A 24303-nucleotide genomic window follows, 5' to 3' on the forward strand; every position below is an offset into this window, starting at 1 on the left:
AGTATGCGGGTATGGGCTGCTGCAACAAAAAAGAAGCCATCCTATAATGGATGGCTTCCCTATTTTTAATCGGCCAGCTCATATTTTTCTTGATGCGCTTTTATGCTGAATACGAGTCCGATTGACAGCATATTGAGCAGGAGAGATGTTCCGCCGTAGCTTATAAAAGGCAGTGTAATCCCCGTTATCGGCATAATCCCGATCATCATCCCAATGTTCTGGAACACCTGAAACACGTACATGGACACGATCCCGATGACGATATATGATGCACGCAAATCATAGCATTTGAAAGCGATAATGATCATCCGGTAAATGAGCAAGAAGTACAGGAGCAGCAAAATAGCTGAGCCCTGGAAGCCGAATTCCTCGCCGATGACGACGAAAATCGAGTCCGAATACGGGTATGGTACAAAGCCGCCGTTTTTCATATCGCCTTTCAAATAGCCGTCGCCGTTTAGCCCTCCGGAGCCTATGGCGATTTGCGCATTTTCTGATTGGTGCCTATCATCCGAAGAGGCTTCATCAGGGTTAATGAACGTATTAATCCGTTGATGCCAGTGCTTCTTCTCATGCTTGTACAAATAATCATAGATTTCCTGGTTGAACATATTGAATAAGGTGACGAATATGACCATGCCTGCGATTACGGCAGCAAGCCCAATTAATACATGCGTATACTTCACATTACCGATCCACAACATGCCGAGCACAATAACTAAATAGATAATGGCATTGCCAAGATCAGGCTGAATCATTACAAGCATGAAAGGCAAAAAGGCAAATGCGCCGACCGGCAGCAAGTCCTGGGAGAACGTAAGCCGGTCACCCTGCCTGCGCCCCATAATATATGCGATCCCGATAATAAGTACAATTTTCACAATTTCCGCCGGCTGAAATGAGAAATAGCCGCCCGGCAGCTTAAACCAACCGCGGGCTCCATTAATTTCAGCTCCGAAGAAGTAGACGAGAATAAGCAAGGCAACCCCTATACCGTAAAGGACATACCAGCTCTTCAGCACGATGCGGTAGTCGAATAAGGTGGCCGCGATAGCTATAAAGAAGCCAATGAAATAGAAGAGAAGCTGCTTAACGTCAGAATTCGCGTAACCGGAATTATTTGCAGTGGCACTATGGACAACAACCGTACTGATAATCATGAGGAAGACTAAAATAATTAAAATTCCCCAGTCCAGCTTTTTTAGTTTGTTAAGCAAGTCGTTATCATCCTATTCCAAGGAACTTACGGAAACGTTTAAAAGCTCCCGCCTTCTCATCCAGCAGCATGAGCGGAACCATATCTCCAAGTATGCGGCGCGCGATGTTTCGATAGGCGATAGCGGCACGTGAAGCCGGATTCATAACCGTCGGCTCTCCGCTGTTTGCGGCAGAAATAACTTTCTCGTCGTCGGGTACGATCCCGACAAGATCAATTGCCAGTACCTGGCAAATTTCATCAATATCGAGCATCTCTCCGCTTTTCATCATATTTTGACGAATGCGATTGATGATAAGCTTGCTGGGTATCTTCTCCTGCTCCAGCAATCCGATTACACGGTCGGCATCGCGCACGGCCGCATTTTCCGGAGTCGTTATAACGATAGCCCGATCAGCACCCGCTATCGCATTGCGAAAGCCGTGCTCGATCCCTGCAGGACAATCGATAATAACGTAGTCATGCTCCTTCTTAAGCTCTACTATCATATTTCGAACCTGCTCAGGCGTCACGGAATCCTTATCCTTCGTCTGTGCAGCGGGAAGCATATAAAGCTCATCGAAGCGCTTGTCCTTCACAAGCGCCTGATTTAAGCGGCAGCGGCCTTCGGCTACGTCCACCAAATCATATATGATCCGGTTTTCCAATCCCATGACTACGTCCAGATTGCGAAGTCCGATATCTGTATCCACCATACATACCTTCTTGCCAAGCAAAGCTAGCGCGGTACCCAGGTTTGCAGATGTGGTCGTCTTGCCAACGCCGCCTTTACCTGATGTTACAACAATCGCTTCCCCCATGCTCTACACTCCTTTAAACATTATAGGATTATGCCGTACGCGGAATAATTGCGCTAGCTTATCGATTTGCATTCGTCCTTCGCTTAAGAAGGCGAATTCCATTGCTGCATCGCCGGTCATCCATTCCTCTGGCGGTCTGCTGATCACATCTGCAATGCGAAGCTGAGTTGGCCGCATGAACGAAGTCGCAATGATAACGTCGGTCCGCCCGCCAACTCCCGCATGCGCTGTGCCTCGCAAAGCTCCCAGCACGTAAATATCGCCTGTGCATAATAAAGTGCCGCCTGGATTCAAATCGCCGATTAAAAGTAAATCCCCGTCATGCTCATAGGTTTGACCAGAGCGTACAATAGACGTGAGCACTTGCAAATTAGACTGCTTCTCTTGCTGGGAATCGACCTTAGGCGCATCAGACTCAACAGATTGGATCATTAAGTTTCCTTGCGACCGTATCACATTTTTGATCCGATCCTTGTCATCCTCCGTCACTTGTCTTGCTCCAAGCTTCACTTGGATGTGAACGAGCGGGCCAGTGAGCAGCTGTTGATGCGTTTTTTCCAGCTTGTACTGCAGTTCATCTAAAAGCGTCGAGAATTCACATTTATCGTCGAGAAGGAACACGAGACCTTCTTTTACACCCTTTATTATAATATGCTGCCTCTCGGTCACGTTCGTCCCTCCCCAACCTAATGGATTCTTGCTCCGCCTAACAAATTCCTGCATGCACCGTTATTTTATTCCTCAGACTTATCCGATTTCATTATCGTCTGCCCTTCAAACCATTTTCTGGCGGGCACATAGCACGCAAGGGCAAACGCCAGCTGCAGAAATAAACTAGGAAGTATGTGATCAATTAGTGCAAAGGCGTAGCTTTCATTCGTAATCCGAAATACTCTGTAGATGAAAAAAATGACGCTGTCATACAATAGGCAGGCAAAACCGATGATTGAAATCGCCATCATGATCGTAGAACGGCGGTGCTCAAGCAGGACACCGGTAAAATAACCCATAAGCCCCATTATGAAAGCATTAATGCCAAGCAAATGGCCAAAATAAACAACATCCTGCAGCATCCCAAAGCTAACTCCGAGCAATAGGGCCAGATGTCGTCTGCTGTAGAGTCCTGAGAAAATGACTACGACAAAAACAAAGTGAGGAATGATCCGATGACCGAACCCTGCAGGAATGATCCATGGCATCACGGCTCCCTCCGCAACAAATAGGAGAAACATGAGCAGGAGGATTCGATTCATGCTCATTGCCCGGCATCCTCCAGTTCAGGAACCTGAACGACAAACACCTCAGTCAGATGATCAAAGCTGGCCGAAAGCTTGACCGAAGCCGTATACGTGAGACCAAAATCGCCAAGCTGCTTCGATTCTACCGTTCCGACAACGAGCCCTCTTGGATAAACGTTGCCAAGACCCGAAGTGATGACGGTATCCTGTATGTCCATTTTATCGTTCTCGGCGATTTTCGTCATAACGAGTCTGGACGTTTCTTTGTTGTAGCTGCTTAAAATACCGAATGAATCATTCTCGCGTCCCATGATCGTTACCGCTATGGAATTGAACGTTGGCGATGCTTCGTCCAGCTCTGTAATCGGTGTTACAGCAGCTGTAAAAGGCGTTACCGAGCTTACGAGTCCGATCAAGCCATCAATGGTCGTTACGGCCATATTCGGTTTAATGCCATTTTTTGAACCCAAATTAATCATCATCGTCCGATTGTTCGCATCATTGCTGACGGATATGACCTGCGCGATCAAATAATTATAATTATACATTTCCTTCTGCCGCTCCGTGAACGAAAGCTCCGCCTTATAACGCTCATTCTCTTTCTCAATGAAGTTATATTTGATCTTATCGCGAGAGTAAGCTGCCGCTGTAATGCGCAGCTGTTCGTTTTCTTCATAGATCGTACGCAGATTTCCGATATCCTCAAAGAAGCCCGCTATATAACCAGCGGGCTTGTAAAACCATTGCTGCACGTATGCTGCCGAATCCTTCACGAATTTTTCCGGCCAAGTCAATTCCTTGCGATCGCTTAGCGAGAAGCCGATGACCGCTATGCACAAAATAAACCCGATCATAAGCGTAAACATACGCTTATTTCGCATTAGCCTAAACAGCTCGATCACCTGCCCATTTCATATCCGTTTCCCCAGTGGCCGCTTTTTTTAGCGTCGCGAGCGAGAAGTGCTTCTTGCTTTGAATAAATGAATGTTGTCGAGTGAACGGCCCGTGCCGATCGCTACGCAATCAAGCGGATTATCTGCAACGATAACCGGCATGCCCGTCTCGCGCTGCAGCAGCTTGTCCAAATTGCGAAGCAATGCGCCGCCTCCCGTGAGCACAATTCCCCGGTCCATAATATCGGCGGAAAGTTCCGGCGGACATTTCTCCAGCGTCACTTTAACCGCATCAACAATCGCATTAACCGTGTCTGCCAATGCTTCCGTAATCTCGTCGGATGAGATCGCAAGCGTCTTAGGCAGGCCCGATACAAGATCACGTCCGCGGATTTCAATTTTTTCCGGACGATCGAAAGGAAGCGCTGAACCGATTTCCATCTTCAGCTGCTCGGCTGTTCTCTCCCCGATCATGAGGTTATATTGCCGTTTAATATACGAAATAACAGCTTCATCCATCTCATCGCCGGCCACCCGAATAGACCTTGCCGTAACGATGCCGCCTAATGAAATAACGGCAACTTCCGTCGTTCCGCCGCCAATGTCGACAACCATGCTGCCTGTCGGCTCCCAAACGGGCAAATCAGCCCCGATGGCTGCTGCGAACGGTTCTTCAATCGTATAAGCCTCGCGTGCTCCCGCTTGCTTGGTAGCATCTTCAACCGCGCGTTTTTCGACCGCTGTAATGCCTGACGGTACGCAAACCATTACGTTTGGATGGCGAGGGAATAAAGAGCGTTGTTTTTGCGCTTGGCGAATAAAATATTTGATCATCGTTGCCGTCGTTTCGAAATCAGCGATAACGCCATCCTTCATTGGACGGACAGCACGAATGTTGCCCGGCGTTCTGCCAATCATTTTTTTGGCTTGCTCGCCGACTGCTTCGATCGTTTTTGTATCAGTACGAAGGGCCACCACCGAAGGCTCCCTTACTACAATTCCTTTTCCTTTGACGAATACGAGCGTATTCGCTGTGCCTAAGTCAATACCCAAATCTTTCGAAAAACCACCAAACATGTTGTTGCTCCCTTCTAATTGCCACATCACTTTATTATATTACATATAGCCTTGTTCCTTCAAACTAACAAATCTTCCGTCTCCGATAACCAAATGGTCAAGCACTTCTATTCCGACTAGCTTCCCGGCTTCCGCCAGACGCCCCGTTAACGCGATATCCTCCGGGCTAGGCGCGGGATCTCCGCTCGGGTGATTGTGAACACAGATGATGGATGCGCTGTTTCGCTGTATGGCTGCACGAAATACTTCGCGAGGGTGGACAAGCGACGCGTTTAGCGTGCCGACAGATAGAGTTTCGCGGGCAATAATATGATTCTTTGTGTTCAGAAATAAACAAACGAAATGCTCCTTCTTTAAATAACGGAGCTCCTCCATCACATAGTCCGCGGCATCCTGCGGCTTGCGAACGGTAACCGCATCGCTTATCCGGCTCCGCGTAATCCTTCTCCCCAGCTCAATACCCGCGCGAAGCTGAATAGCTTTGGCGGGGCCTATACCTCGAATGGCTGTCATTTCTTCCATGCTCATATCCATCAAATTACGCAAGCTGCCGCATTGCTTTAATATTGTTCCTGCAAGATGTACGGCGGATTGCCGCTGCGTGCCTGTTCGCAGCAATATAGCAAGCAACTCGGCATGACTAAGTGCTTCGGCCCCATATTTCATCATGCGCTCTCTTGGACGTTCTTCATGGGGGACATCACGCAAAACCATAGATTGCGGCTCCATGTCCCAATCCCGCCTTTTTTAGAAAAATAGATTTCCGTCATATCCTGGCTAAGTCTTGAAAAATAAATCCGATCGCATTCATTCAAGCTCAGCTTTAAAAAACTGCAATGCCATAAGAGGCCAGCATGCTTGACAGCAGTGACAGCGGCAATCCCACGACATTAAAGTAACAGCCGTCGATTTGCTCCACAATCGTCGAGCCTAGGCCTTGAATTCCGTAAGAGCCTGCTTTGTCGCGCGGCTCGCCGGTAGCAACATACCTTGCGATTTGATCCTCGCTTAGTGACTTCATCATTACCTTAGTCATGCGATGGGCAGTCTTTGCTTCCCCATTTGACGTAAGCACGCATGCTATGCCTGTATACACCTCATGAGCACGCCCTTGAAGCCGCCCTAGCATAGCTTTAGCCTCATTATCGTCAGCCGGTTTACCGAGCACGTCGCCGTCCAGCACAACAATAGTGTCCGCACCGATGATTAAAGACGATGCAGACTCCTGCTTTTGCTGCAGCAGCTTTAATGCCGCATTAGCTTTGCGCAGGCTGAGCTGCTCCACGATTTGCACCGGTGACCAGCCTGCTTCAATCGTTTCATCCGTATCTGTAGACAAAATATAAACCGGCAAAGAAAGGTCCAGCGATGCGACCAGTTCTTTCCGGCGCGGTGACGAAGAGGCCAGTACTAGCTGGCTTATCGCTTCGTTGCGTGATGTTTTATATTCCATAAAATTATGGCTTCGCTCCTTCTTGCTTGTTTCCGTTAGTCAATGACCGCCGCTCTACATTTTACGGTAAAGCCATATCGCGATTATAGCTCCAATCAAGCTGAACAAGCTGAACTGAAGATGAAGCGATAAGTTGAAGCTGAGCACATATAGATCAACGGCAGGAGACCATGATGCTTCGATCGGTTTCGTTAAAAAAGAGATGCCTGGAACTGGAGCCAGCCATCGCGCTACTAGAGCGCCGGCTAATAAGCCAAGAATGATAAAAATGAGAAGAATCCAGCCGTTTTTCTTCATCTTTCAACGCCTCTCGCCATGAAATGACACCTAACACTATTATACGCATGATATGATTCGTTTACAATGCGCTTATGGTCTCAAACCATTCTTTTTGCGCAATGATAGCTTTCATCAGCTGCGTTTGCGTCGACCATAAATGGGCGCGAGACGGTTTTTTATCATACTCAACCATTGATTTTGCTGCCGAATTGATCGCATGAATGACTTTTTCGAGATAGGCTTTGCCTTCCGTATCCATTATACCTATTCGCATCGTTGCTGCGTTTTCGGTCCATTTTTGATGCTCTGCCTGCCATGAGGCAGCAGCTGCTTCGCTAGTTGAAGATAATGCCGGCTGCTCCAGCTGAGCAATTGCCAATTCATCCAACATTTGGACAAGATCCTCCGTCTGCTCGAAGAAGGTTTGCGCTGCAGCTTGGTCGCCTTCAAACGGCATTTGGGCTGGAGTCAGTATGCTCACTTCCTTGATATAGAGATCTAAATCCGGCATCAGTTCGCGAATCGTCTGCGCTTTGCTGCGGTCGCCCGCCATTCCTGCATACACGCGATAATCGGCTGCACTAGGCATTGCGGCGCCAGCAAGTCCCTTCTCCTCCAGCTGTACAAGTGCGGTATCCCTGCCTTCCGTATTGCTGAAAACGCCGAATTGCAGCAAATAGTAAGACCGGTCCAGCCCTTTGAGGCTCACCATCGCGGAATTGGAATCAGGTTTTTTATCCGAATGATTATCTGATTCCGGCAATGTCCCATCACCGTTTTTACTTCCACTCACATTAGCGCCCGAGCTTGTTTCGCCGGTATTTATATTACCTGCCACGGACTCTGAATCTGGTTTTTCGCCTGACCCTCCAGGCCAAATGCTTGCTCCTGTAAATAAAGACAACAGCAAATAACCGAACAACGCTCCCGTAGCGAGCGCAGCCGCGACCGACAAGAACACATTAAACCATGATGGCGCCCCTTCTCTGCGCTTTATTCGCGAGTAGTGAAGCTTATTCCTGCTAGGTTCGTCAAAAACACGCTCATCCTTATCCGTCTGCAAAGGGTCCTGCACATCCTCCGCCTTAAAATAGCTATGTTCGCCAGCAGCGCGATTATCCTCAAGCTCGCTCGGAACCTCCATTAGAGCTGTTTTTGAGCTTTTCGTCTTATCTATTTGCTTGGTCGGAGCAGCCGAAACCGGTATTGTATCGGTATTTCTTATTAGCTGCTCCAGTGCGCCGATATCCTCCTGGAATGGACTGTTCCAAGGGCTGATTTCGCTGATCGAATGCTGCTCCGTAGACGGGTATAGCGGTATTACGTTCATTTTGGCCGGTTTATTAGCAATATTATTATTAGGAGCAGCATGGGTGACATCGTTACCGGCAGGAGACTCCTGCTGCTTGTCAGTGCTGCGGTTTTCTTCGTACATAGATTTTCCGTTACGGTCAAAACGATAAGTAATACGGTTTTTGTTATTCATTTCATTCACTCCTTGTCCCGTTCTTCTATTTTAATCTATGAGACTTTTAAGAGAATTAGACCGGGACCGACCCAAGCCCTTATGAGGAATGTCTACCTGGCCTTCAAAGGTTTTTTGAAAAGTTCAGATCATAATTCAAACCTGAAGAACGTTTTAAAAGCTTTTCGAACCTCCCAAACCCTCCCTTTACAAGGAGTTTTAAAGCTTTTCGAACCCTCCCAAACCCTCCCTTCCAAGGGAGGGCCCCAAGGGTTGCACCCTCTGGACACCCGCAATTGGACTAACGGAGGAGGCGGACAGGCGCTCGCTAGCTGCATCTGTGAAGAAGCGCTTCGTCCCTGCGGGACACGCTGGAAGCTAAGGGAGACATCTTGGATGAAACCAATAAATAAAAAACCGCCCTCTCATTACGAAAGGTCGGTTTTCTAAGTCAATTTAATTAATTAGCTTGAGAGATTTCGTTAACGATTTGAGCCAGTGCCTCCCTGATTGGTGTAACTGGACGACCGAGCAGCTTTTCTAAATCGTTGCTTTCGATCTCCAGTGCGCCTTCCCGGATGCCTTGCTGGATACCTACTAGGATAGGGATGATGAAGTCAGGTATACCCGCGCCTTTCATGATTTCCGCATACTTGGCATCATCGACTTGCTGCACGGGTACTTCTTTGCCTAATACCGTTCCAATAACAGACACTAGTTCTTCTTGAGTCATCAGTTTTCCCGAAAGCTCGTAAATGGTATTATCGTGCCCATTTCCCGCCAATACCGCTGCAGCTGCCTCCGCGTAATCTTGTCGCGATGCCCAGCCTGCCTTGCCATCTCCAGCGGACGTCACCCACGGCGCTCCGGCCAACACACCTTGAATATTTCCAATCTCGTTCTCCAAGTACCAGTTGTTTCGCAAGAAAGAGTAGGGAATGCCCGTTTTGATGATGGCTTCCTCCGTGACACGGTGTACTAGAGCTAGGAACAACTTGCTTTCACTTGCATTTACTGCACTGGTATATGCAATAAATCCAACTTGCGCACGTTGTGCTGCTGCTACCGCATTTGTATGCTGCCGAATTCTTGTTTCGTTGTCCCCATCTGCAGATATGATTAGTAGCCGATCGGTACCTGCAAAGGCGTTATCCAATGTTTCCGGGCGGTCAAAATCTCCTTGCCGAACTTCTACTCCCCGATCCTGCAGTCCTTCCGCTTTTTCTGGATTGCGAACACTTACAGCCAGTTGACTCGCAGGTATAGATTTCAATAACGTTTCTACAACTTTTATTCCCAATTTACCTGTTGCGCCTGTGACTAATATTTTCATTTTTCTTTTCCCTCCAACAATTTTTTGTTGTAATTCTAATTGTTACAACTTATCCAGTTACAACTAATGTATAAAATAAAAGCTCTTAAAAGAGCTCTCATTTATTTGAATCTTGCCGTGAGTTGGCTCAAAGTCGTTTGTAACAACCTGTGTTCCATAGCGGATTGAGCCTCCTTCAATTCGGATTGGAGAACTGACTCAATGTTCCGCCCGACTAGGCATTTCACATTCGGATCTTCGTGAACACGGAATAATTGGTTTTCTTCGATCAAATTTACAGCGCGATAAATATCAAGAAGCGTAATTTCCTCAGGTGCTTTGAGCAGAGAAGCGCCTCCTACCCCAGGACGTACTTCCACTAACCCTGCCTTTTTCAACATCCCAATAATTCTTCGGATTACCACAGGATTTGTATTTACGCTACCCGCAATGAAGTCCCCAGTCAATTCGTTTGAACTAACAGCAATCAGGGAGAGGATATGAACAGCCATAGAAAAGCGCGTGCTTATTTGCTTCAAGTTCATCACCACCGTTGTAACCATTATAGTTACTACTTAGCATTATGTCAATATCCGTACCGTGTAATGAGTCTTATTTACTTAAACTTTGACTAGCACCAAGTCCGAGCCTTTTCAGAAGATCCGTTAGCTGTATTTTTTCCTCATTGCTTATATAAGACAAATTTTCGGAAATGACTTCAACGTGCTGAGGAAAGATTTCTTGAAAAAGACTCTGACCTTTATCAGTTAAAACGACATGTGAAGCTCGACGGTCTGTTGGACTTGGATTCCTCTTTACGAATTCATTTTTTTCAAGCTTATCCACAACGTAAGTGATGCTCCCGCTAGGAATAGACAATTTTTCACTTATTTTTTGGATGGTGTGGGGTCCCTTATTATAAAGAAGCTCCAGAATCATAAAATTCTCTGGACTAATTCCGTGTCTTTCTATATCTTTTACGACATGATCAAAAATCGTTTTACTAGCCTTTAGCCAGACTCGGAAAAGCCGTAAATCAATCTGACTCTGTTCATCCCCTTGATACATTCACCGAACCTCCTAAAAATTACAACAGTTATCTTCGTTTATTGTATAAAGGATAATCAACTTCGGCCGGAACTTCAATCAAAAAGATTCTAAGGTCTTTATCTAAAGCTTGAATGGCTGCTTCTCCACCTTGTCCTGATTCAACGATAACAAAATCTTTATGTGTAAAACGAGTTGGTTGATTCTTGTCTAATGTTAATGCCCCATCGCCTCTGATGGCTAAACCAGCTAATGTCCGCTTTTGCGAAAGACTATGGGTATAAACCGATCCATTTGGAATAGTGATATCCCACATCCCTGCATCTGTCACAATTTTCATTGGTGAATCGTTTCCTAGTATTGTCTTAATCGTCACACCTTGTTTATCAATTACGGAAAAATCCTCAGAATTGTATTGTGAATAAACTGGTGTACGTTTAACTGCCTGGCTTAAATGCGGTTCAAACCAGATTTGAAAAATTTCTGCTGGTTCTTTTAATGCTTCTGCATGATACACACCTGAGCCTGTTTGCATGAGCTGGGTGCCTCCAGCAACTACAACACTTTCCGTACCGAGCGTATCACGATGATAAGCGTTACCCTTGATTACATAAGTAATGATTTCAAAACCTTGATGTGGATGTAAGCCAATTTCCGCGGGTCCCTGAGAATGTCCCCAAGCCCAGTAAAATAATGGTCCTAACCGGTCTATTAATGAGCCTTCTCCAGAAAAACCAATCGGCTTTTGCTCTTGTATTTTACCGCCATCGAATTGCCCGACCGCTTGATCCTGCGGTTTAATAATTTTAACTTCCATATATATCTCTCCTTATATAGGTCAATTGGGTTTATCCATGCAAAGGTCCGAAGTTTATCAGTAACACTGCTAATCCTAAAATGAATAAAATGATCGGCATCATCATTTTTCCTACAGTATCTTTTATTTTAATATGGGTAAGAATCGCACCGATCATCGTTATAACCATTAATAAACTACCCCAAAATGCCAATGTCCCATTCCAAATACCTGCAATAACCAAAACCCCTGAAATGACTTCTACCATTCCTGTGAATAATCTAAACCATCCGGGATACCCATAATGCTTAAATCCTTCCACCATTTGTTTTGATCCGAACTTCATTAATCCAAACATTAAAAAACCTAAACCTAAAATAACTTGAAGAACGATTGATAAAATACTCATTAACTTTCTCTCCTTATATCTTAAAATTATTTATCCTACAACTAGATATCCTAATTATAGGGCATATGTTTATCCTAGCACTAGGATATATTTGTGTCAACAAAAAAATGCCCGGGCGATTCCAAATAGGAACCACCCGGGCATTTTGCGTTTAGTGTGCTGCTTTTAACGATTTGGCCAGTGAATCCGCTACCTTCCAGATATCGCCTGCTCCCATCGTTATGACAAGATCGCCTGGTGCGACCCGTTTAGTCAAGTGTACAAGTACTTCTTCTTTAGTCGGAATATACTCGGTGTTCGCGTTGCTGTTGCTCTTGATCAGCTCTACCAGCTTCCGCGAGGTAACACCCTCGATTTGAAGCTCGCCCGCCGGCGAGTAAATATCGGTAATGATTACTTCGTCAGCCTCAGGAAACGCGCGGCTAAATTGCTCAAACAAGAAGAAAGTCCGCGTGTAACGCTGCGGCTGGAATACCGCAATAATGCGTTTGCCTGTCGCTTTAGCCGCGCTGATCGTCGCTCTGATCTCCGTCGGATGATGAGCGTAATCATCGATGACCAAAATATCATTAACTTCTCCAAGCACCTGGAAGCGGCGTTTCGCGCCTCTGAACGATTGAATCGCCTCTGCGATTTTGTCGAAGGCCAAGCCCGCTTCAAGACAAGTAATCACTGTAGCCATCGCGTTATATACGTTATGAAGCCCTGGAACAGACAATTCCACGTCACCGAGCATCGCCCCGTTATGCGTCATCGTAAAGGACACCTTGCGGTCACCCAGCACAATGTTCTGTGCTTTATAGTCTGCGTCGCTGTCAATTCCGTACGTAACAAGCTCCGATGATTCAATATTGCCCTTGTACACCTGCGGTATCAGTTCTTTAACCGTCTCGTCATCCGCGCATATAATTGCCTTTCCGTCCGCTTTCACCTGCTGCAAAAATTGCACGTAGGCAGCCTTCAGCTTGGCGAAATCGCCGTCATAGTTTTCAAGATGATCCGGCTCGATATTCGTCACGATCGCCAGCGTTGGATGATAGTGCAGAAACGAACCATCGCTCTCATCCGCTTCAGCTACGACATATTCACCTTTACCTGCTTTTGCGTTTGTGCCTACATTAACGATCTCTCCGCCGATAATATAGGTGGGATCCGCATCGCAAGATTCCATTACAAGCGCAATCATCGAAGAAGTCGTCGTCTTGCCGTGTGCGCCTGCCACCGCGATTCCTTTGCCGGCGTTCATCAATCTGGCCAGCATTTGTGAACGGTGCAAAACAGGAATGTTAAGCTCCTCTGCAGCCTTCCTTTCCACGTTATCCTTCGAAAGCGCCGTGGAGTAAACGACCAGATCTGCTCCCTTCACATGCTCTGGCTGATGACCGATATAAATGCTGGCACCATTTGCTGCAAGCTTCTCTGTTAATTCTTGACGAGCGACATCGGACCCAGTCACTTTATAGCCCATTTCCAGCATAACGCGGGCAATGGCACTCATTCCGTAACCGCCGATTCCGATGAAATGAACGTGTTCTGCCGTATTCAAAGACGGTTCACCAACCTTTTTCAGAATCCGAGTTGTACAATATGCGGGAGCGAACGTCAGCTATTAAATAAAGCGTGCCTGTCACGACCCCAAGGTCTGTATCCCCGGTTAACTGTTGTAATTTTTGTAAAGCTGTTTGCCAATTCTGTTCTACGATCAGCTCGAAACGATACTTATCCGGCTGTTGCTGCTGCATTTCCAGTACCACATCAGCCATAGCGCGGGCTTCTTTTTTCATCCGGAAATCAGGCTCGGTCACAATAAGCGTATCCACTATTGGTAGTATATGCTTAAGAACATCTTGATGATTCTTATTCTCCAGCATACCCATCATAAGATGTAAACGATCATACTTGTAGGTGTTTACTAACGCGTCAGCGAGCGATTCTGCGCCTTCCGGATTATGGGCGCCATCGATCAAAATCCGAGGCTGCTTCGAAACCATCTCTAGACGTCCCGGCCAAGCAGCTGCACGAAGCCCTTCCGCCAATACATCATCCTCGACAACAAGCGCATTGTATTGGCGCAGCACCTCAAGGGTCATAACGGCTACTGCCGCATTAGTGCGTTGATGCGCGCCGTTAAGCGTGATCGTGAGCGGCTCGATGCTGCGGAACAAATTATCAAAGCGGAAGATTTGCTCATCCTCGCGAACCGACAGCACCGTTTCATGAAACTGCTCGCCAAGCAAGTAGAGCGTGCTTTGCTTCTCGGCTGCAACCCGTTTAATGACTTCAATCGCTTCGGGCTGGGATACCGCGCTGACGACCGGAATTCCTGCTTTAATAATGCCTGCCTTCTCGCTAGCAACGGCAGCGATCGTATCGCCAAGCCGGTCCATATGATCATGACCGATATTCGTAATAACCGAAACGACCGGATGTGCGATATTCGTCACGTCGAGACGGCCGCCTAGTCCTGTCTCCCATACGACATAATCGGGATATGTAACCTTGGCATAGAAAAGCACGGCAAGCGCTGTAGACACCTCGAACATCGTCGGTGAACCGAGCTCCGTCTCCGCAAGTGCTTCAACATGGGGCTTCACCTCGTTTGCCAGCTTTAGAAGCGTCTCTTCTTCGATATCGACTCCGTTATATTGGAACCGGTTCGTAAACTTCGTTATATACGGCGACGTAAACGTTCCTACATCATATCCGCTTCGAAGCAGCACGCTTGTTAAATAAGCGCAAGTTGAACCTTTGCCATTCGTTCCTGCAATATGAATAAACTTCAGTCTGCGATGCGGATTTTCCAGCAGCTCCATCAGCTTCTCGATCCGCTCAAGACCTGGACGAATGCCAAATGGAATGAGACCTGTAATCCATGCAACCGCTTCTTGGTAAGATTGCAGCGGCATTGCTTGCCGCTGCTCTTTTGTTTGATCCGTCATTCGATTCGATCCTTCTTCCGTTTTTGCAGCGTTATCCGCGCAATTCCGCAATTCTAGCCAGCACTTTATCGCGTTTGTCTGCATAATCATTCATTTTGGCGCGTTCCTCATCAATAACCTTAGCCGGCGCTTTCGCTACGAATCCCTCGTTGCCAAGCTTCTTCTCAACCCGCTCTACCTCAGCGTTCAAATGCTGATGTTCCTTCTCCAGACGGGCGATTTCCTGCGCGATATCGATCAAGCCGGCAAGCGGCAAGTAAAGCTCGGCTCCTGTTAGAATAGCTGTCATCGCTTTGTCAGGCGCGCTAATATGCAAGCCCGTTTCCAGCTTAGACGTACCGCAGAAACGTTTGATAAATTCTTCGTTGCGGGACAAAATCGCTGCTTCCGCTTCACCTGAAGGCTTAATCAGCATTTCGATCTTCTTGCTCATCGGTACGTTTACTTCCGCACGGATATTGCGCACCGCACGGATCATCTCCATTAATAGCTCCATTTCTTTCACTGCATCCGGTGCCTCAAGCGCTTTATCATACACCGGCCATTCTGCCATTGTAATCGTATCGCCAATATGCGGCAAATGCTGCCAAATCTCTTCGCTGATATAAGGCATAAACGGGTGAATGAGACGCTGAGTCCGATCTAGCACGTAAGCAAGTACCGATTGTGTTGCTTTTTTCGCTGCTTCATCCGTATTGTATAGGCTAAGCTTAGCGAATTCGATATACCAGTCGCACAGGTCATCCCAGATGAAGTTGTACAATAAGCGTCCAGTTTCACCGAACTCGTAGCTGTCAATTAAACGGGTGACATCGCGAACCGTTTCATTCAAGCGATGCAGTATCCAGCGATCCGCCGTTCCCAAGCTAACGGTAATATCGATGTCCTTCGCTTCAACGCCTTCCAGATTCATCAGCGCGAATCGCGATGCGTTCCAGATTTTGTTCGCGAAGTTGCGCGCCTGCTCAACCTTCTCCCAGCGGAAGCGCAAATCCTGTCCCGGCGTGCTGCTTGTCGAGATCATATAACGCATGGCATCTGCGCCGTATTTCTCGATAACCTCAAGCGGATCGACGCCATTACCCTTCGACTTGGACATTTTCTGGCCTTCGGAGTCACGTACGAGGCCGTGGATCAACACGTCCTTGAACGGAGATTGCTCAGTAAACTCAAGTGCCGTAAAAATCATCCGCGCAACCCAGAAATAAATGATATCATAGCCCGTAACGAGCACATCCGTCGGATAAAAGCGCTTCAGGTCTTCCGTATGATCCGGCCAGCCGAGCGTTGAGAACGGCCATAGCGCAGAGCTGAACCACGTATCGAGCACGTCGTTATCTTGGGTGAGGTGGTCTCCTTCCATATCCTCGAGGGATACATGCATCTCACCAGTCGTTTCGTCATACCAAGCCGGAATTCGATGACCCCACCATAGCTGCCTGGAAATACACCAGTCGCGTACGTTTTCGATCCAGTGCAAATAAATTTTTTCGAACCTCTCCGGTACGAAGTTAACACCCTTGCCTGACTTTTGAGCTGCAATCGCCGCTTCAGCCAGCGGCTTCATCGCAACGAACCATTGTGTGGACAGGTACGGCTCTACAACGGCGCCGCTGCGCTCGCTGTGTCCAACCTGATGCACATGATCCTCTATTTGAATACATACGCCCTGTTCCTGCAAATCTTTAACTAGCTGTTTGCGGCAATCAGCGCGGTCCATGCCTTGGTACGGACCTGCTTCAGCGTTCATCGTTCCTGTCTCATCCATTACGGTAATTTGAGGCAGGCTGTGACGCTCGCCAACCTCGAAGTCATTCGGGTCATGCGCCGGCGTTATTTTCACAGCACCCGAGCCAAATTCCTTATCTACGTATTCATCCGCGATAATCGGAATTTCACGCCCGACAACCGGAAGCACGATCATTTGGCCAATCAGATGCTTATAGCGTTCGTCCTCAGGATGAACGGCTACAGCCGTATCGCCCAGCATTGTCTCTGGACGGGTCGTCGCTACCGTAATGAAGCCGGAGCCGTCCTTCAAAGGATATTGCAAGTGATACAGATGCCCGTTTATCTCCCTGTGCTCTACCTCAATATCGGAAAGAGCCGTGCGTGCGGCTGGATCCCAGTTAATGATTTTTTTGCCGCGGTAGATAAGCCCCTTCTCGTAGAGACGTACGAAAACCTCGCGTACTGCCTTGGAGAGGCCTTCGTCCAACGTGAAGCGCTCTCTCGAATAATCAAGAGAAAGCCCCATTTTAGCCCATTGCTCGCGAATCGTATTTGCGTACTCTTCCTTCCATTCCCATACCTTTTCGAGAAAAGCATCCCGTCCAAGGTCGTAACGAGAGATCCCTTGCTCCCGCAGCTTCTGCTCCACTCTTGTCTGAGTCGCTATGCCCGCATGGTCTGTGCCTGGCAGCCAAAGCGCATCATAGCCCTGCATCCGCTTCGTTCTGATCAATATATCCTGCAACGTAAAATCTAACGCATGCCCAATATGCAGCATTCCGGTAACGTTTGGAGGCGGGATTACAATCGTATACGTTTGCGCGTCCGGGCGTTTGCCTGCCTCGAAATATTGGCCCTGCATCCAATAATCGTACCATTTCTGCTCTGCTGCCTTAGGATCATAAGTTGTTGGCATTGCAGTAGTCGTTTGATTTTCTGACATTCGTTCCATCCTCCATAAATCGATCTACAAAAACAAAAAAAACCTACCGCCCTTATCATAAAGGACGAAAGGTTTAGCTTCCGTGGTACCACCTTTGTTCCATGCGAACGATATTCGCACAGCACTCAAACAGATAACGGCTGCGGCCGGCCTGACTTCGGTAGAGCACAGTCTGCTCCTACTTGATCCAGGCAACTCCGGGGCGACTCGTAGCAGTCACTTCCTGCAGAACCTCTCAGCGTAACGGTTCCACTCTCTGAAGGCTTTGCTGCGTACTATTCCCCTTCAACGTCGTTATAACGCATATATTCAATCATACCTTTGTTAACCGTCTGAGTCAACCAAACTCACATAACAAATGCCCTTATTACTCCTGTTTATGAGTAATAAGGGCATTTTCATCATTCTTGAGCGCTATGGAATGTATAACAGCTGTCCTTCCGACACGCCGGAGTCGTCCAAACGGTTGTAATTGAGTATTTCTCTCGGATGCAAGCTGTAACGTGAGGCGATAACATCAAGCGTCTCATCCCGCTGTACGATACACATCCGAATTTTGCGGAATTCCGTATCCTCCGAACGCTTGCCTAAAAATAAATTTTTCCACTCGATCTCATCACCCGATGCTTGCGCAATCGCTTCCTCAACCGCCCGCTGCTGAGCGACGACCTTCTCTGCGGCCTGACGAGCCGCTTGCTCCCGCCTGCTAGTCTGAAGCAGCGTGTGAAAACCGACATCAGCCGCCAATCCGCTGCTCTCTTGAGACTGCTTGCCTGCTAGCGCGATGCGAAGCTCCTGCTTTTCCTGTCCGGGAACCGGCTCCTGAGGCGCAAAAGCTTCTGCAATCGGAGCGTTCTTCATCGGCTCCTTCGCTTCAAGCTCCGCTCGTTCCTGCTCATGAGCTTGCTGCGAGTCCGGGAATGATGCTTCATCTTGTGAAAAATCAGAAGAAAAAGGCGAGAACGCTTGGGATGTCGCCAGCCAGCCCTCATCACTCGGTTGCTGTGAGGCTAACGGAATTTCTTGCTCAACATCCCGACCCTCTTCCTCTTCTGCTGCTTCTCCTTCAGACTGCTGTGCCTTTGCAGCGAACAACTGGGAGGATGACCATCCTGTGTCAAACGCTGCAGCTGATATCTTTACTGTAGCATCTGTTTCATCCGACATCTCCGGCTTCTGCTGGAAAGAGTAATCCTCTTGCGCAGCAAAATAGTTCTGCTCCGGTATGTACGGCTGTTCATGATCGGCGTTCTGACTGTTATAAAATTGTGAAGCTTGTTCATCATAGGTTTCCCGTTGATGCACGACAGTGAACGGTTCTTCCCGCCATAATTCCTCCTGCTCCTGAACAGGCTGAGCGGTGATGCCTCGCAAGGAAAGGACACCTGTAATGTTTAAAGTGCGGGCAGACAATAAATCGACGTCGAAATTATCAATTTCGATCGAAATATCGTCCAGTCGTGATATACGGTTCATCGGCAGCGTTATCTCGACGGGTATCCAGTGCTCAAGCGTCTGTGAATTTTCGGAATCATTTTGACTCCTGTAAACCCCGCTCAAGAGCAGTTGTCCTCTAAGCACGGCATGATCCCCCTGATCGATTACTTGAATACGGGGAACAAGCTCAATTTCCTCCAGCTCGTCAATTGCCGCAACATCATCGGGCAAATGGACGCGCTCGTACACATCAAAGCGTAATCCGTTAGTTTGATCCGACACGCCTTAGTCCTCCCCTCTCGTACTGAATGCTTGGGCTAACGTTACATTCACTACTTATCTATATGGCAGGTAGGGCAGGAGCATGACTATCATTTTGAACGGGTAGGTATGTTTTCTGAAAGCCGCATCAGCCATTGCGGCCAAGGCGAGGTTGCTTCGATAAGGGAATTCGTCCATGGATGCGGAAAAATCAGTTTTTCCCCGTGCAGCGCCTGATGCCTAAGTAAACGCGAATCCCCTCCATACAAAGCGTCTCCGGCTAGCGGATGGCCGATATGGCTCATATGAACTCTTATTTGATGGGTTCGTCCAGTTTCCAGCCTCACTCTAATTAATGATAGCTGGGAGCTGGCCTTAATAACCTCGTAGTGCGTAATAGCCTGCTCTCCGTTTTCCGAGACGCGGCGTCTTGCACGGTGATGCCGGTCCTTCCCGATCGGCAGGTTTATCGTGCCGGATGACCTTGACATTCGTCCGTGTACCGCTGCGATATAGTGCCTGTCAATGACCTTCGCCCGCATCGCCTCATCGAGCTTCCACTGCGCCAAATCATTTTTGGCGTATAAAACAGGACCGGACGTATCATCATCAAGTCTATGAATATGCCTCACGTTAAGCGGATCGCCCTTGCTTAACAGATGTCTGGCGGCCGCCTCATCTAAGGTCCCGGTTTGCCCGGGAGCGCCTTCGTGCACGGCCATCCCTGCAGGCTTGTCGAACACGATGCAAAAATCATCCTCATAAATGACAGCAGGCGCCTCCCTGTCAGCGGGCGCTGACGCTCTGCGATACAAACCGTCACTTTGCGGGTCTACGGGCGGAAAGGCTAACAGCTCCAGCATATTGCCGTTCCACTGAATGCCTCCAATAGAAAACAACCGGTTGATCCACTTTGGCGGAAACAAGGAACGGGCCAGCAGCCACTGCCGCACAGCATGCGGATGACTGCCAGCCCGCGGCTGTGCAAGCTCCGGCGAATCTGCCGGCTCCTTTTCCGTTTCGGGATCAATGGCTGCAGAAGCGGGCTCAGAATCGAGAGCTGACCAATCCAGCTCAAGCCACTGCCCCTTCCGCTTTGCTTGCCCATTGATCATTTCGCTTTCCTCCTACAGTCGACTAAACGCGATATCATGGGCTTCGACCGTTGCATCGATATCCTCATTCGTATGAACCGCAGAGACGAACATGCCTTCGAACTGAGAAGGAGCAATGCTAACTCCCAAATCGAGCATCGATGCAAAATACGTCTTAAACCGTTCAAGATCGGATGTTTTTGCCGTATCGTAGTTAATGACAAACGTATCGGTGAAGAACGGGCATACCATCGAGCCTACACGATTGATCGTACTCGCAACACCATGCTTGCGGGCATTCGCTTCAAACCCTAGCTGAAGTCTAACCGCTTGACGCTCAAGCTGCTCGTAAACCTCCGGCGTAAGCAGCTTCAGCGTCGTGTAGCCTGCAGTCATCGCCAGCGGGTTACCTGACAGCGTTCCCGCTTGATAAATCGGTCCGCTTGGGGCGATCAGTTCCATTAGCTCGCGTTTTCCGCCGTAAGCGCCCACCGGCAAGCCGCCGCCAATAACCTTGCCGAAGCAGGTTAAATCCGGCTTGATATCATAAAGACCTTGCGCACAGCTGTAGCCGACGCGGAAACCCGTCATAACCTCGTCAAAAATAAGAACGGCGCCGTATTGAACCGTTACATCCCGCAGTCCTTGCAAAAATCCGGGTAATGGCGGCACAACGCCCATATTGCCTGCAACCGGCTCAACGATGACGCAAGCGATTTCCTCGCCGAACTTCTCGAATGCGAGCTTCACCGATTCAATATCGTTGTAAGGCACTGTAATTGTATGTATAGCCACATGCTCTGGAACGCCGGGGCTATCAGGCAAGCCTAGCGTCGCAACGCCCGAGCCTGCTTTGATCAGCAAGCTGTCCGCATGACCGTGATACGAGCCTTCGAATTTCAAAATTTTGCTGCGCTTCGTGTAGCCTCTCGCAAGCCTTAATGCACTCATCGTCGCTTCCGTGCCGGAGTTAACCATACGAACGATGTCAACCGAAGGAACACGCTCGCAAACGAGCTCAGCCATTAACGTTTCAAGCTCGGTCGGAGCGCCAAAGCTCGTTCCTTTCTCAGCCGTTTTTTTAATCGCCTCAATTACTTCCGGATGGGCATGTCCCATAATTAAAGGACCCCATGAAGCAACGTAATCGATGTAGCTGTTACCGTCGATATCATATATGCGGCTGCCTTGGCCCCGCTCCATATATACAGGGTTCAAGCCAACTGATTTAAACGCTCTAACGGGACTGTTCACTCCGCCTGGTATGACTTGCTTCGCTCTTGCGAATGCAGCCACCGAGCGTGCGTCATTTCTAAGACCCGACCGGTCACTCATCTGCTTACCCCTCTCCTCTCAACCAACGAGCCGCATCCTTAGCATGGTACGTAATGATCAGATCTGCGCCAGCACGCTTCATGCCCGTTAAGGTTTCAAGAACGATCGCACGTTCATCAACCCATCCATTGGCAGCAGCGGCTTTCACCATCGAGTATTCTGCGCTTACGTTATATGCGGCAACAGGCAAATTAAATTTATCCTTAAGCAGTCTTACTATATCCAAGTAGGCTAGAGCAGGCTTTACCATAAGCATGTCTGCTCCCTCGGCAATATCTGTCTCCGCTTCGCGCAGCGCTTCGCGCACGTTGGCAGGGTCCATCTGGTACGTCTTGCGATCGCCGAACTGCGGCGCCGAATGAGCGGCATCACGGAATGGGCCGTAATAAGCCGAAGCAAATTTTACAGAGTACGAAAGAATTGGAATATCGCTAAAGCCTGCTTCATCCAGCCCTTCGCGAATGGCGAGCACAAAGCCGTCCATCATGTTCGAAGGCGCGATCATGTCAGCTCCGGCCTCCGCTTGCGACACGGCAGTCTGTACAAGCAGATCCAAGGAAGAGTCGTTATCGACTTCAGCTATTCCGGATTCCTCGTGGATATGAACGATTCCGCAATGACCGTGATCGGTGAATTGGCATAGGCAGGTATCCGCAATGACGACGAGCTCCGGCGCCCACTCTTTGACAGCTCTAATCGCTTGCTGAACAATACCGTTCGCTTCATACGCGGAAGTGCCTATTGCGTCCTTATGCTCTGGAATGCCGAATAATAGAACGGATTGAATGCCGACAGCTACGACATCGCGAATTTCTTCCTCCAAGCGATCCATGGAGAAATGATACACACCCGGCATCGAAGGAATTTCATCTTTAATGTTTTGACCATAAGTAACGAAGATCGGATATATAAAATCATTTGCGCTCAGCACCGTTTCCCTAACCAGGCTCCGGAGAGCGGACGATTTGCGCAATCTGCGATTTCTGACTGTCGGAAAACTCATAGCTCATTATTCCTCCCTTACTGTAATGGCTTGCTGCTCAGCTGATAATCGACGATTGCCTGGAGCAGCCCGTCCAGCGTTGAATCTTCCGGCTCAATCGCAACCTTCAAGCCTGCTTCAACAGCCGTCTGCGTTGTAATGGGACCAATGCTCGCAACCGGAATGTCCGCAAGCAATTCAACGGGATTCGATATCCCCTTGCGTCTCAATACCTCCAGCAGGTTTGTCACCGTGGACGAGCTCGTGAATGTGATCATGTGAATCTCTTTCTCGCGTATCCAATCGAGTGCCAGCTCATCCTGTTGATCTGCCAGCACCGTTTCATACACGTCTATTTCCGTAGGAATAAGCCCCTTAGCCTTCAGCTCGCGCGGTAATACTTCACGTGCCAGATCGCCTCGCGGCAGCAGCACTCTTTCACCGGCCTTCAGCTGCGGACCAAGCTGCTCAAGCAGCCCTTCCGCGTGGAATTTCACAGGCAGCTCTTCGGCCATTAAGCCGCGCTGCGCAAGTGCTTCTGCCGTCTTCGGACCAACCGCTGCAATTTTGGCTCCAATAAACCTTCTGATGTCGATTTGAAATTTACGAAGCCATCCGAAAAAAAACTCTACGCCGTTCACACTTGTAAACATGAGCCATTGATATTGCTCCGCCTGCTCCAGCTGCTCACGCAGTAATTCAATGACAGCCGGATCAGAAGGCTCGATCGTCTCAATAACGGGAAACTCGCAGGGCTCTCCGCCTAGCGTTTCAATCTGATCCGCAAGCTCACTCGCCTGCGCTCTGGCGCGCGTAACAAGCACGCGCAAGCCGAAGAGCGGCTTTTTCTCATACCATTGCAGCTTCTCGCGCTGCAAAACAACCTCGCCAACGACGATAACGGCAGGCGGCTGGAAGTTAGCCTCTCTGACGATCGCCTCAATCGTTTCAAGGGTGCCGACAATGGTACGCTGCTCGACTCTAGTTCCCCAGCGGATGAGCGCAACCGGCGTTTGAGGCGGTTTGCCATGCTTGATAAGCTGCTCGGCTATGTATCCTATCTTAGAGACACCCATCAGGAAAATAAGGGTTCCCGTTGCATTCGTTACTTTATCCCAATGAATGGAGCGGTCCAGCTTATCCGGGCTCTCATGTCCTGTTATGATGGATAAGGATGAAGCGAGGTCACGGTGCGTGACCGGAATGCCCGCGTAAGCGGGGACGGCGATTGCCGAAGTGATGCCGGGTATGATTTCGAATTCAATCCCGTTATCATACAGCAGCTCCGCCTCTTCGCCGACTCGTCCAAAAATCGTAGGATCGCCGCCTTTCAGACGGGTAACCGTCTTGCCTTGCAGCGCCAGGTCCACAAGGAGCTGGTTAATCTCCTCCTGCTTCATCGTATGTCGGTCTGGCAGCTTGCCGACGTAAATCTGCTCCGTACCCGGCTTTACATGCCGAAGCAGCCTAGGGCTTGCTAAACGATCGTATACGACAACGTCGCAATCCTCTAAGCATTGAAGTCCGCGCACAGTAATCAGCTTCGGATCTCCTGGTCCGGCGCCAACCAAATAAACCTTCCCCTTATCCAAGCTT

General features: G+C 48.6%; 23 protein-coding genes and 1 other annotated feature. All 23 genes read right to left on the minus strand.

The window, feature by feature from the left end; translation table 11 throughout:
* Positions 1-65: 65 nt before the first annotated feature.
* The 23 genes from ASG81_RS03010 to cobA all read right to left on the minus strand — a co-directional run bounded on the left by ASG81_RS03010 (position 66) and on the right by cobA (position 24299).
* The gene (locus ASG81_RS03010; RefSeq protein ID WP_056629048.1) at positions 66-1217 is read right to left on the minus strand and encodes an FtsW/RodA/SpoVE family cell cycle protein; all 1152 of its coding nucleotides are present in this window, start codon (positions 1215-1217) and stop codon (positions 66-68) included.
* A 7-nt stretch (positions 1218-1224) separates the two neighbouring features.
* On the minus strand, positions 1225-2016 hold the full coding sequence (gene minD / locus ASG81_RS03015) for a septum site-determining protein MinD (protein WP_056629051.1): 792 nt from the start codon (positions 2014-2016) through the stop codon (positions 1225-1227).
* A 3-nt stretch (positions 2017-2019) separates the two neighbouring features.
* Positions 2020-2685 (minus strand): septum site-determining protein MinC, encoded by a 666-nt coding sequence (locus ASG81_RS03020; RefSeq protein ID WP_056629054.1) that lies wholly within the window; start codon positions 2683-2685, stop codon positions 2020-2022.
* Between the two features lie 65 nt (positions 2686-2750).
* Positions 2751-3275, minus strand: coding sequence for a rod shape-determining protein MreD (gene mreD / locus ASG81_RS03025; RefSeq protein ID WP_056629059.1), 525 nt, complete (start codon positions 3273-3275; stop codon positions 2751-2753).
* Positions 3272-4135, minus strand: coding sequence for a rod shape-determining protein MreC (mreC, locus tag ASG81_RS03030; RefSeq protein WP_056629062.1), 864 nt, complete (start codon positions 4133-4135; stop codon positions 3272-3274). The genes mreD and mreC overlap by 4 nt, the downstream gene beginning before the upstream one ends.
* A 60-nt stretch (positions 4136-4195) precedes the next feature.
* The gene (locus tag ASG81_RS03035) at positions 4196-5224 is read right to left on the minus strand and encodes a rod shape-determining protein (protein ID WP_056629064.1); all 1029 of its coding nucleotides are present in this window, start codon (positions 5222-5224) and stop codon (positions 4196-4198) included.
* 39 nt (positions 5225-5263) lie between these two features.
* Positions 5264-5953, minus strand: coding sequence for a RadC family protein (gene radC, locus ASG81_RS03040; protein ID WP_056629067.1), 690 nt, complete (start codon positions 5951-5953; stop codon positions 5264-5266).
* A gap of 94 nt (positions 5954-6047) precedes the next feature.
* A complete protein-coding gene (locus ASG81_RS03045; protein WP_056629070.1) occupies positions 6048-6677 on the minus strand; it encodes a Maf family protein in 630 nt (209 codons plus the stop codon).
* A 54-nt stretch (positions 6678-6731) separates the two neighbouring features.
* The gene (locus tag ASG81_RS03050; protein WP_056629074.1) at positions 6732-6974 is read right to left on the minus strand and encodes a DUF4321 domain-containing protein; all 243 of its coding nucleotides are present in this window, start codon (positions 6972-6974) and stop codon (positions 6732-6734) included.
* A gap of 61 nt (positions 6975-7035) precedes the next feature.
* Positions 7036-8442: a hypothetical protein gene (locus ASG81_RS03055; protein WP_056629075.1), complete on the minus strand. Its 1407-nt coding sequence runs from the start codon at positions 8440-8442 to the stop codon at positions 7036-7038.
* Positions 8443-8881: 439 nt separating this feature from the next.
* Positions 8882-9754 carry an SDR family oxidoreductase gene (locus tag ASG81_RS03060; protein WP_056629078.1) on the minus strand — a complete coding sequence of 291 codons (873 nt, stop codon included), beginning with the start codon at positions 9752-9754 and terminating at the stop codon, positions 8882-8884.
* Positions 9755-9855: 101 nt separating this feature from the next.
* Positions 9856-10272: an Rrf2 family transcriptional regulator gene (locus ASG81_RS03065; RefSeq protein WP_056629081.1), complete on the minus strand. Its 417-nt coding sequence runs from the start codon at positions 10270-10272 to the stop codon at positions 9856-9858.
* 73 nt (positions 10273-10345) lie between these two features.
* A complete protein-coding gene (locus tag ASG81_RS03070; protein ID WP_056629084.1) occupies positions 10346-10801 on the minus strand; it encodes a MarR family winged helix-turn-helix transcriptional regulator in 456 nt (151 codons plus the stop codon).
* 28 nt (positions 10802-10829) lie between these two features.
* On the minus strand, positions 10830-11597 hold the full coding sequence (locus tag ASG81_RS03075) for a pirin family protein (protein WP_056629087.1): 768 nt from the start codon (positions 11595-11597) through the stop codon (positions 10830-10832).
* Positions 11598-11628: 31 nt separating this feature from the next.
* Positions 11629-11985: a DoxX family protein gene (locus tag ASG81_RS03080; RefSeq protein WP_081417094.1), complete on the minus strand. Its 357-nt coding sequence runs from the start codon at positions 11983-11985 to the stop codon at positions 11629-11631.
* A 151-nt stretch (positions 11986-12136) separates the two neighbouring features.
* Entirely contained in the window at positions 12137-13531 is a 1395-nt protein-coding gene (murC, locus tag ASG81_RS03085) for a UDP-N-acetylmuramate--L-alanine ligase (RefSeq protein WP_056629089.1), read from the minus strand.
* Between the two features lie 7 nt (positions 13532-13538).
* The gene (locus tag ASG81_RS03090) at positions 13539-14924 is read right to left on the minus strand and encodes a bifunctional folylpolyglutamate synthase/dihydrofolate synthase (RefSeq protein WP_056629091.1); all 1386 of its coding nucleotides are present in this window, start codon (positions 14922-14924) and stop codon (positions 13539-13541) included.
* Positions 14925-14955: 31 nt separating this feature from the next.
* Positions 14956-17598 carry a valine--tRNA ligase gene (locus ASG81_RS03095; RefSeq protein ID WP_056629092.1) on the minus strand — a complete coding sequence of 881 codons (2643 nt, stop codon included), beginning with the start codon at positions 17596-17598 and terminating at the stop codon, positions 14956-14958.
* Between the two features lie 57 nt (positions 17599-17655).
* Positions 17656-17896, minus strand: a binding site (T-box leader).
* 116 nt (positions 17897-18012) lie between these two features.
* Positions 18013-19317, minus strand: a complete 1305-nt coding sequence (locus tag ASG81_RS03100; protein WP_056629095.1) for a LysM peptidoglycan-binding domain-containing protein — start codon at positions 19315-19317, stop codon at positions 18013-18015.
* A gap of 89 nt (positions 19318-19406) precedes the next feature.
* Positions 19407-20411 carry an RluA family pseudouridine synthase gene (locus ASG81_RS03105; protein WP_056629097.1) on the minus strand — a complete coding sequence of 335 codons (1005 nt, stop codon included), beginning with the start codon at positions 20409-20411 and terminating at the stop codon, positions 19407-19409.
* Between the two features lie 12 nt (positions 20412-20423).
* Positions 20424-21725: a glutamate-1-semialdehyde 2,1-aminomutase gene (gene hemL / locus ASG81_RS03110; RefSeq protein ID WP_056629098.1), complete on the minus strand. Its 1302-nt coding sequence runs from the start codon at positions 21723-21725 to the stop codon at positions 20424-20426.
* Positions 21726-21729: 4 nt separating this feature from the next.
* Entirely contained in the window at positions 21730-22728 is a 999-nt protein-coding gene (gene hemB, locus ASG81_RS03115) for a porphobilinogen synthase (RefSeq protein WP_056629100.1), read from the minus strand.
* 17 nt (positions 22729-22745) lie between these two features.
* Positions 22746-24299: a uroporphyrinogen-III C-methyltransferase gene (gene cobA / locus ASG81_RS03120; RefSeq protein ID WP_235548712.1), complete on the minus strand. Its 1554-nt coding sequence runs from the start codon at positions 24297-24299 to the stop codon at positions 22746-22748.
* Between the last annotated feature and the right edge of the window lie 4 nt (positions 24300-24303).

Origin of the sequence: Paenibacillus sp. Soil522, assembly GCF_001428245.1 — a bacterium.
Classification (GTDB): Bacteria; Bacillota; Bacilli; order Paenibacillales; family Paenibacillaceae; genus Pristimantibacillus.

What these genes read in the sequence shown, in the direction of transcription:
- mreD (WP_056629059.1), bottom strand. Translation starts at nt 3,275, where the DNA reads ATGAGCATGAATCGAATCCTCCTGCTCATGTTTCTCCTATTTGTTGCG.
- mreC (WP_056629062.1), bottom strand. Translation starts at nt 4,135, where the DNA reads ATGCGAAATAAGCGTATGTTTACGCTTATGATCGGGTTTATTTTGTGC.
- minD (WP_056629051.1), bottom strand. Translation starts at nt 2,016, where the DNA reads ATGGGGGAAGCGATTGTTGTAACATCAGGTAAAGGCGGCGTTGGCAAG.
- ASG81_RS03050 (WP_056629074.1), bottom strand. Translation starts at nt 6,974, where the DNA reads ATGAAGAAAAACGGCTGGATTCTTCTCATTTTTATCATTCTTGGCTTA.
- ASG81_RS03090 (WP_056629091.1), bottom strand. Translation starts at nt 14,924, where the DNA reads ATGACGGATCAAACAAAAGAGCAGCGGCAAGCAATGCCGCTGCAATCT.
- ASG81_RS03075 (WP_056629087.1), bottom strand. Translation starts at nt 11,597, where the DNA reads ATGGAAGTTAAAATTATTAAACCGCAGGATCAAGCGGTCGGGCAATTC.
- ASG81_RS03070 (WP_056629084.1), bottom strand. Translation starts at nt 10,801, where the DNA reads ATGTATCAAGGGGATGAACAGAGTCAGATTGATTTACGGCTTTTCCGA.
- hemL (WP_056629098.1), bottom strand. Translation starts at nt 21,725, where the DNA reads ATGAGTGACCGGTCGGGTCTTAGAAATGACGCACGCTCGGTGGCTGCA.
- ASG81_RS03060 (WP_056629078.1), bottom strand. Translation starts at nt 9,754, where the DNA reads ATGAAAATATTAGTCACAGGCGCAACAGGTAAATTGGGAATAAAAGTT.
- ASG81_RS03095 (WP_056629092.1), bottom strand. Translation starts at nt 17,598, where the DNA reads ATGTCAGAAAATCAAACGACTACTGCAATGCCAACAACTTATGATCCT.
- ASG81_RS03105 (WP_056629097.1), bottom strand. Translation starts at nt 20,411, where the DNA reads ATGATCAATGGGCAAGCAAAGCGGAAGGGGCAGTGGCTTGAGCTGGAT.
- ASG81_RS03035 (WP_056629064.1), bottom strand. Translation starts at nt 5,224, where the DNA reads ATGTTTGGTGGTTTTTCGAAAGATTTGGGTATTGACTTAGGCACAGCG.
- hemB (WP_056629100.1), bottom strand. Translation starts at nt 22,728, where the DNA reads ATGAGTTTTCCGACAGTCAGAAATCGCAGATTGCGCAAATCGTCCGCT.
- ASG81_RS03055 (WP_056629075.1), bottom strand. Translation starts at nt 8,442, where the DNA reads ATGAATAACAAAAACCGTATTACTTATCGTTTTGACCGTAACGGAAAA.
- ASG81_RS03045 (WP_056629070.1), bottom strand. Translation starts at nt 6,677, where the DNA reads ATGGAATATAAAACATCACGCAACGAAGCGATAAGCCAGCTAGTACTG.
- radC (WP_056629067.1), bottom strand. Translation starts at nt 5,953, where the DNA reads ATGGAGCCGCAATCTATGGTTTTGCGTGATGTCCCCCATGAAGAACGT.
- ASG81_RS03080 (WP_081417094.1), bottom strand. Translation starts at nt 11,985, where the DNA reads ATGAGTATTTTATCAATCGTTCTTCAAGTTATTTTAGGTTTAGGTTTT.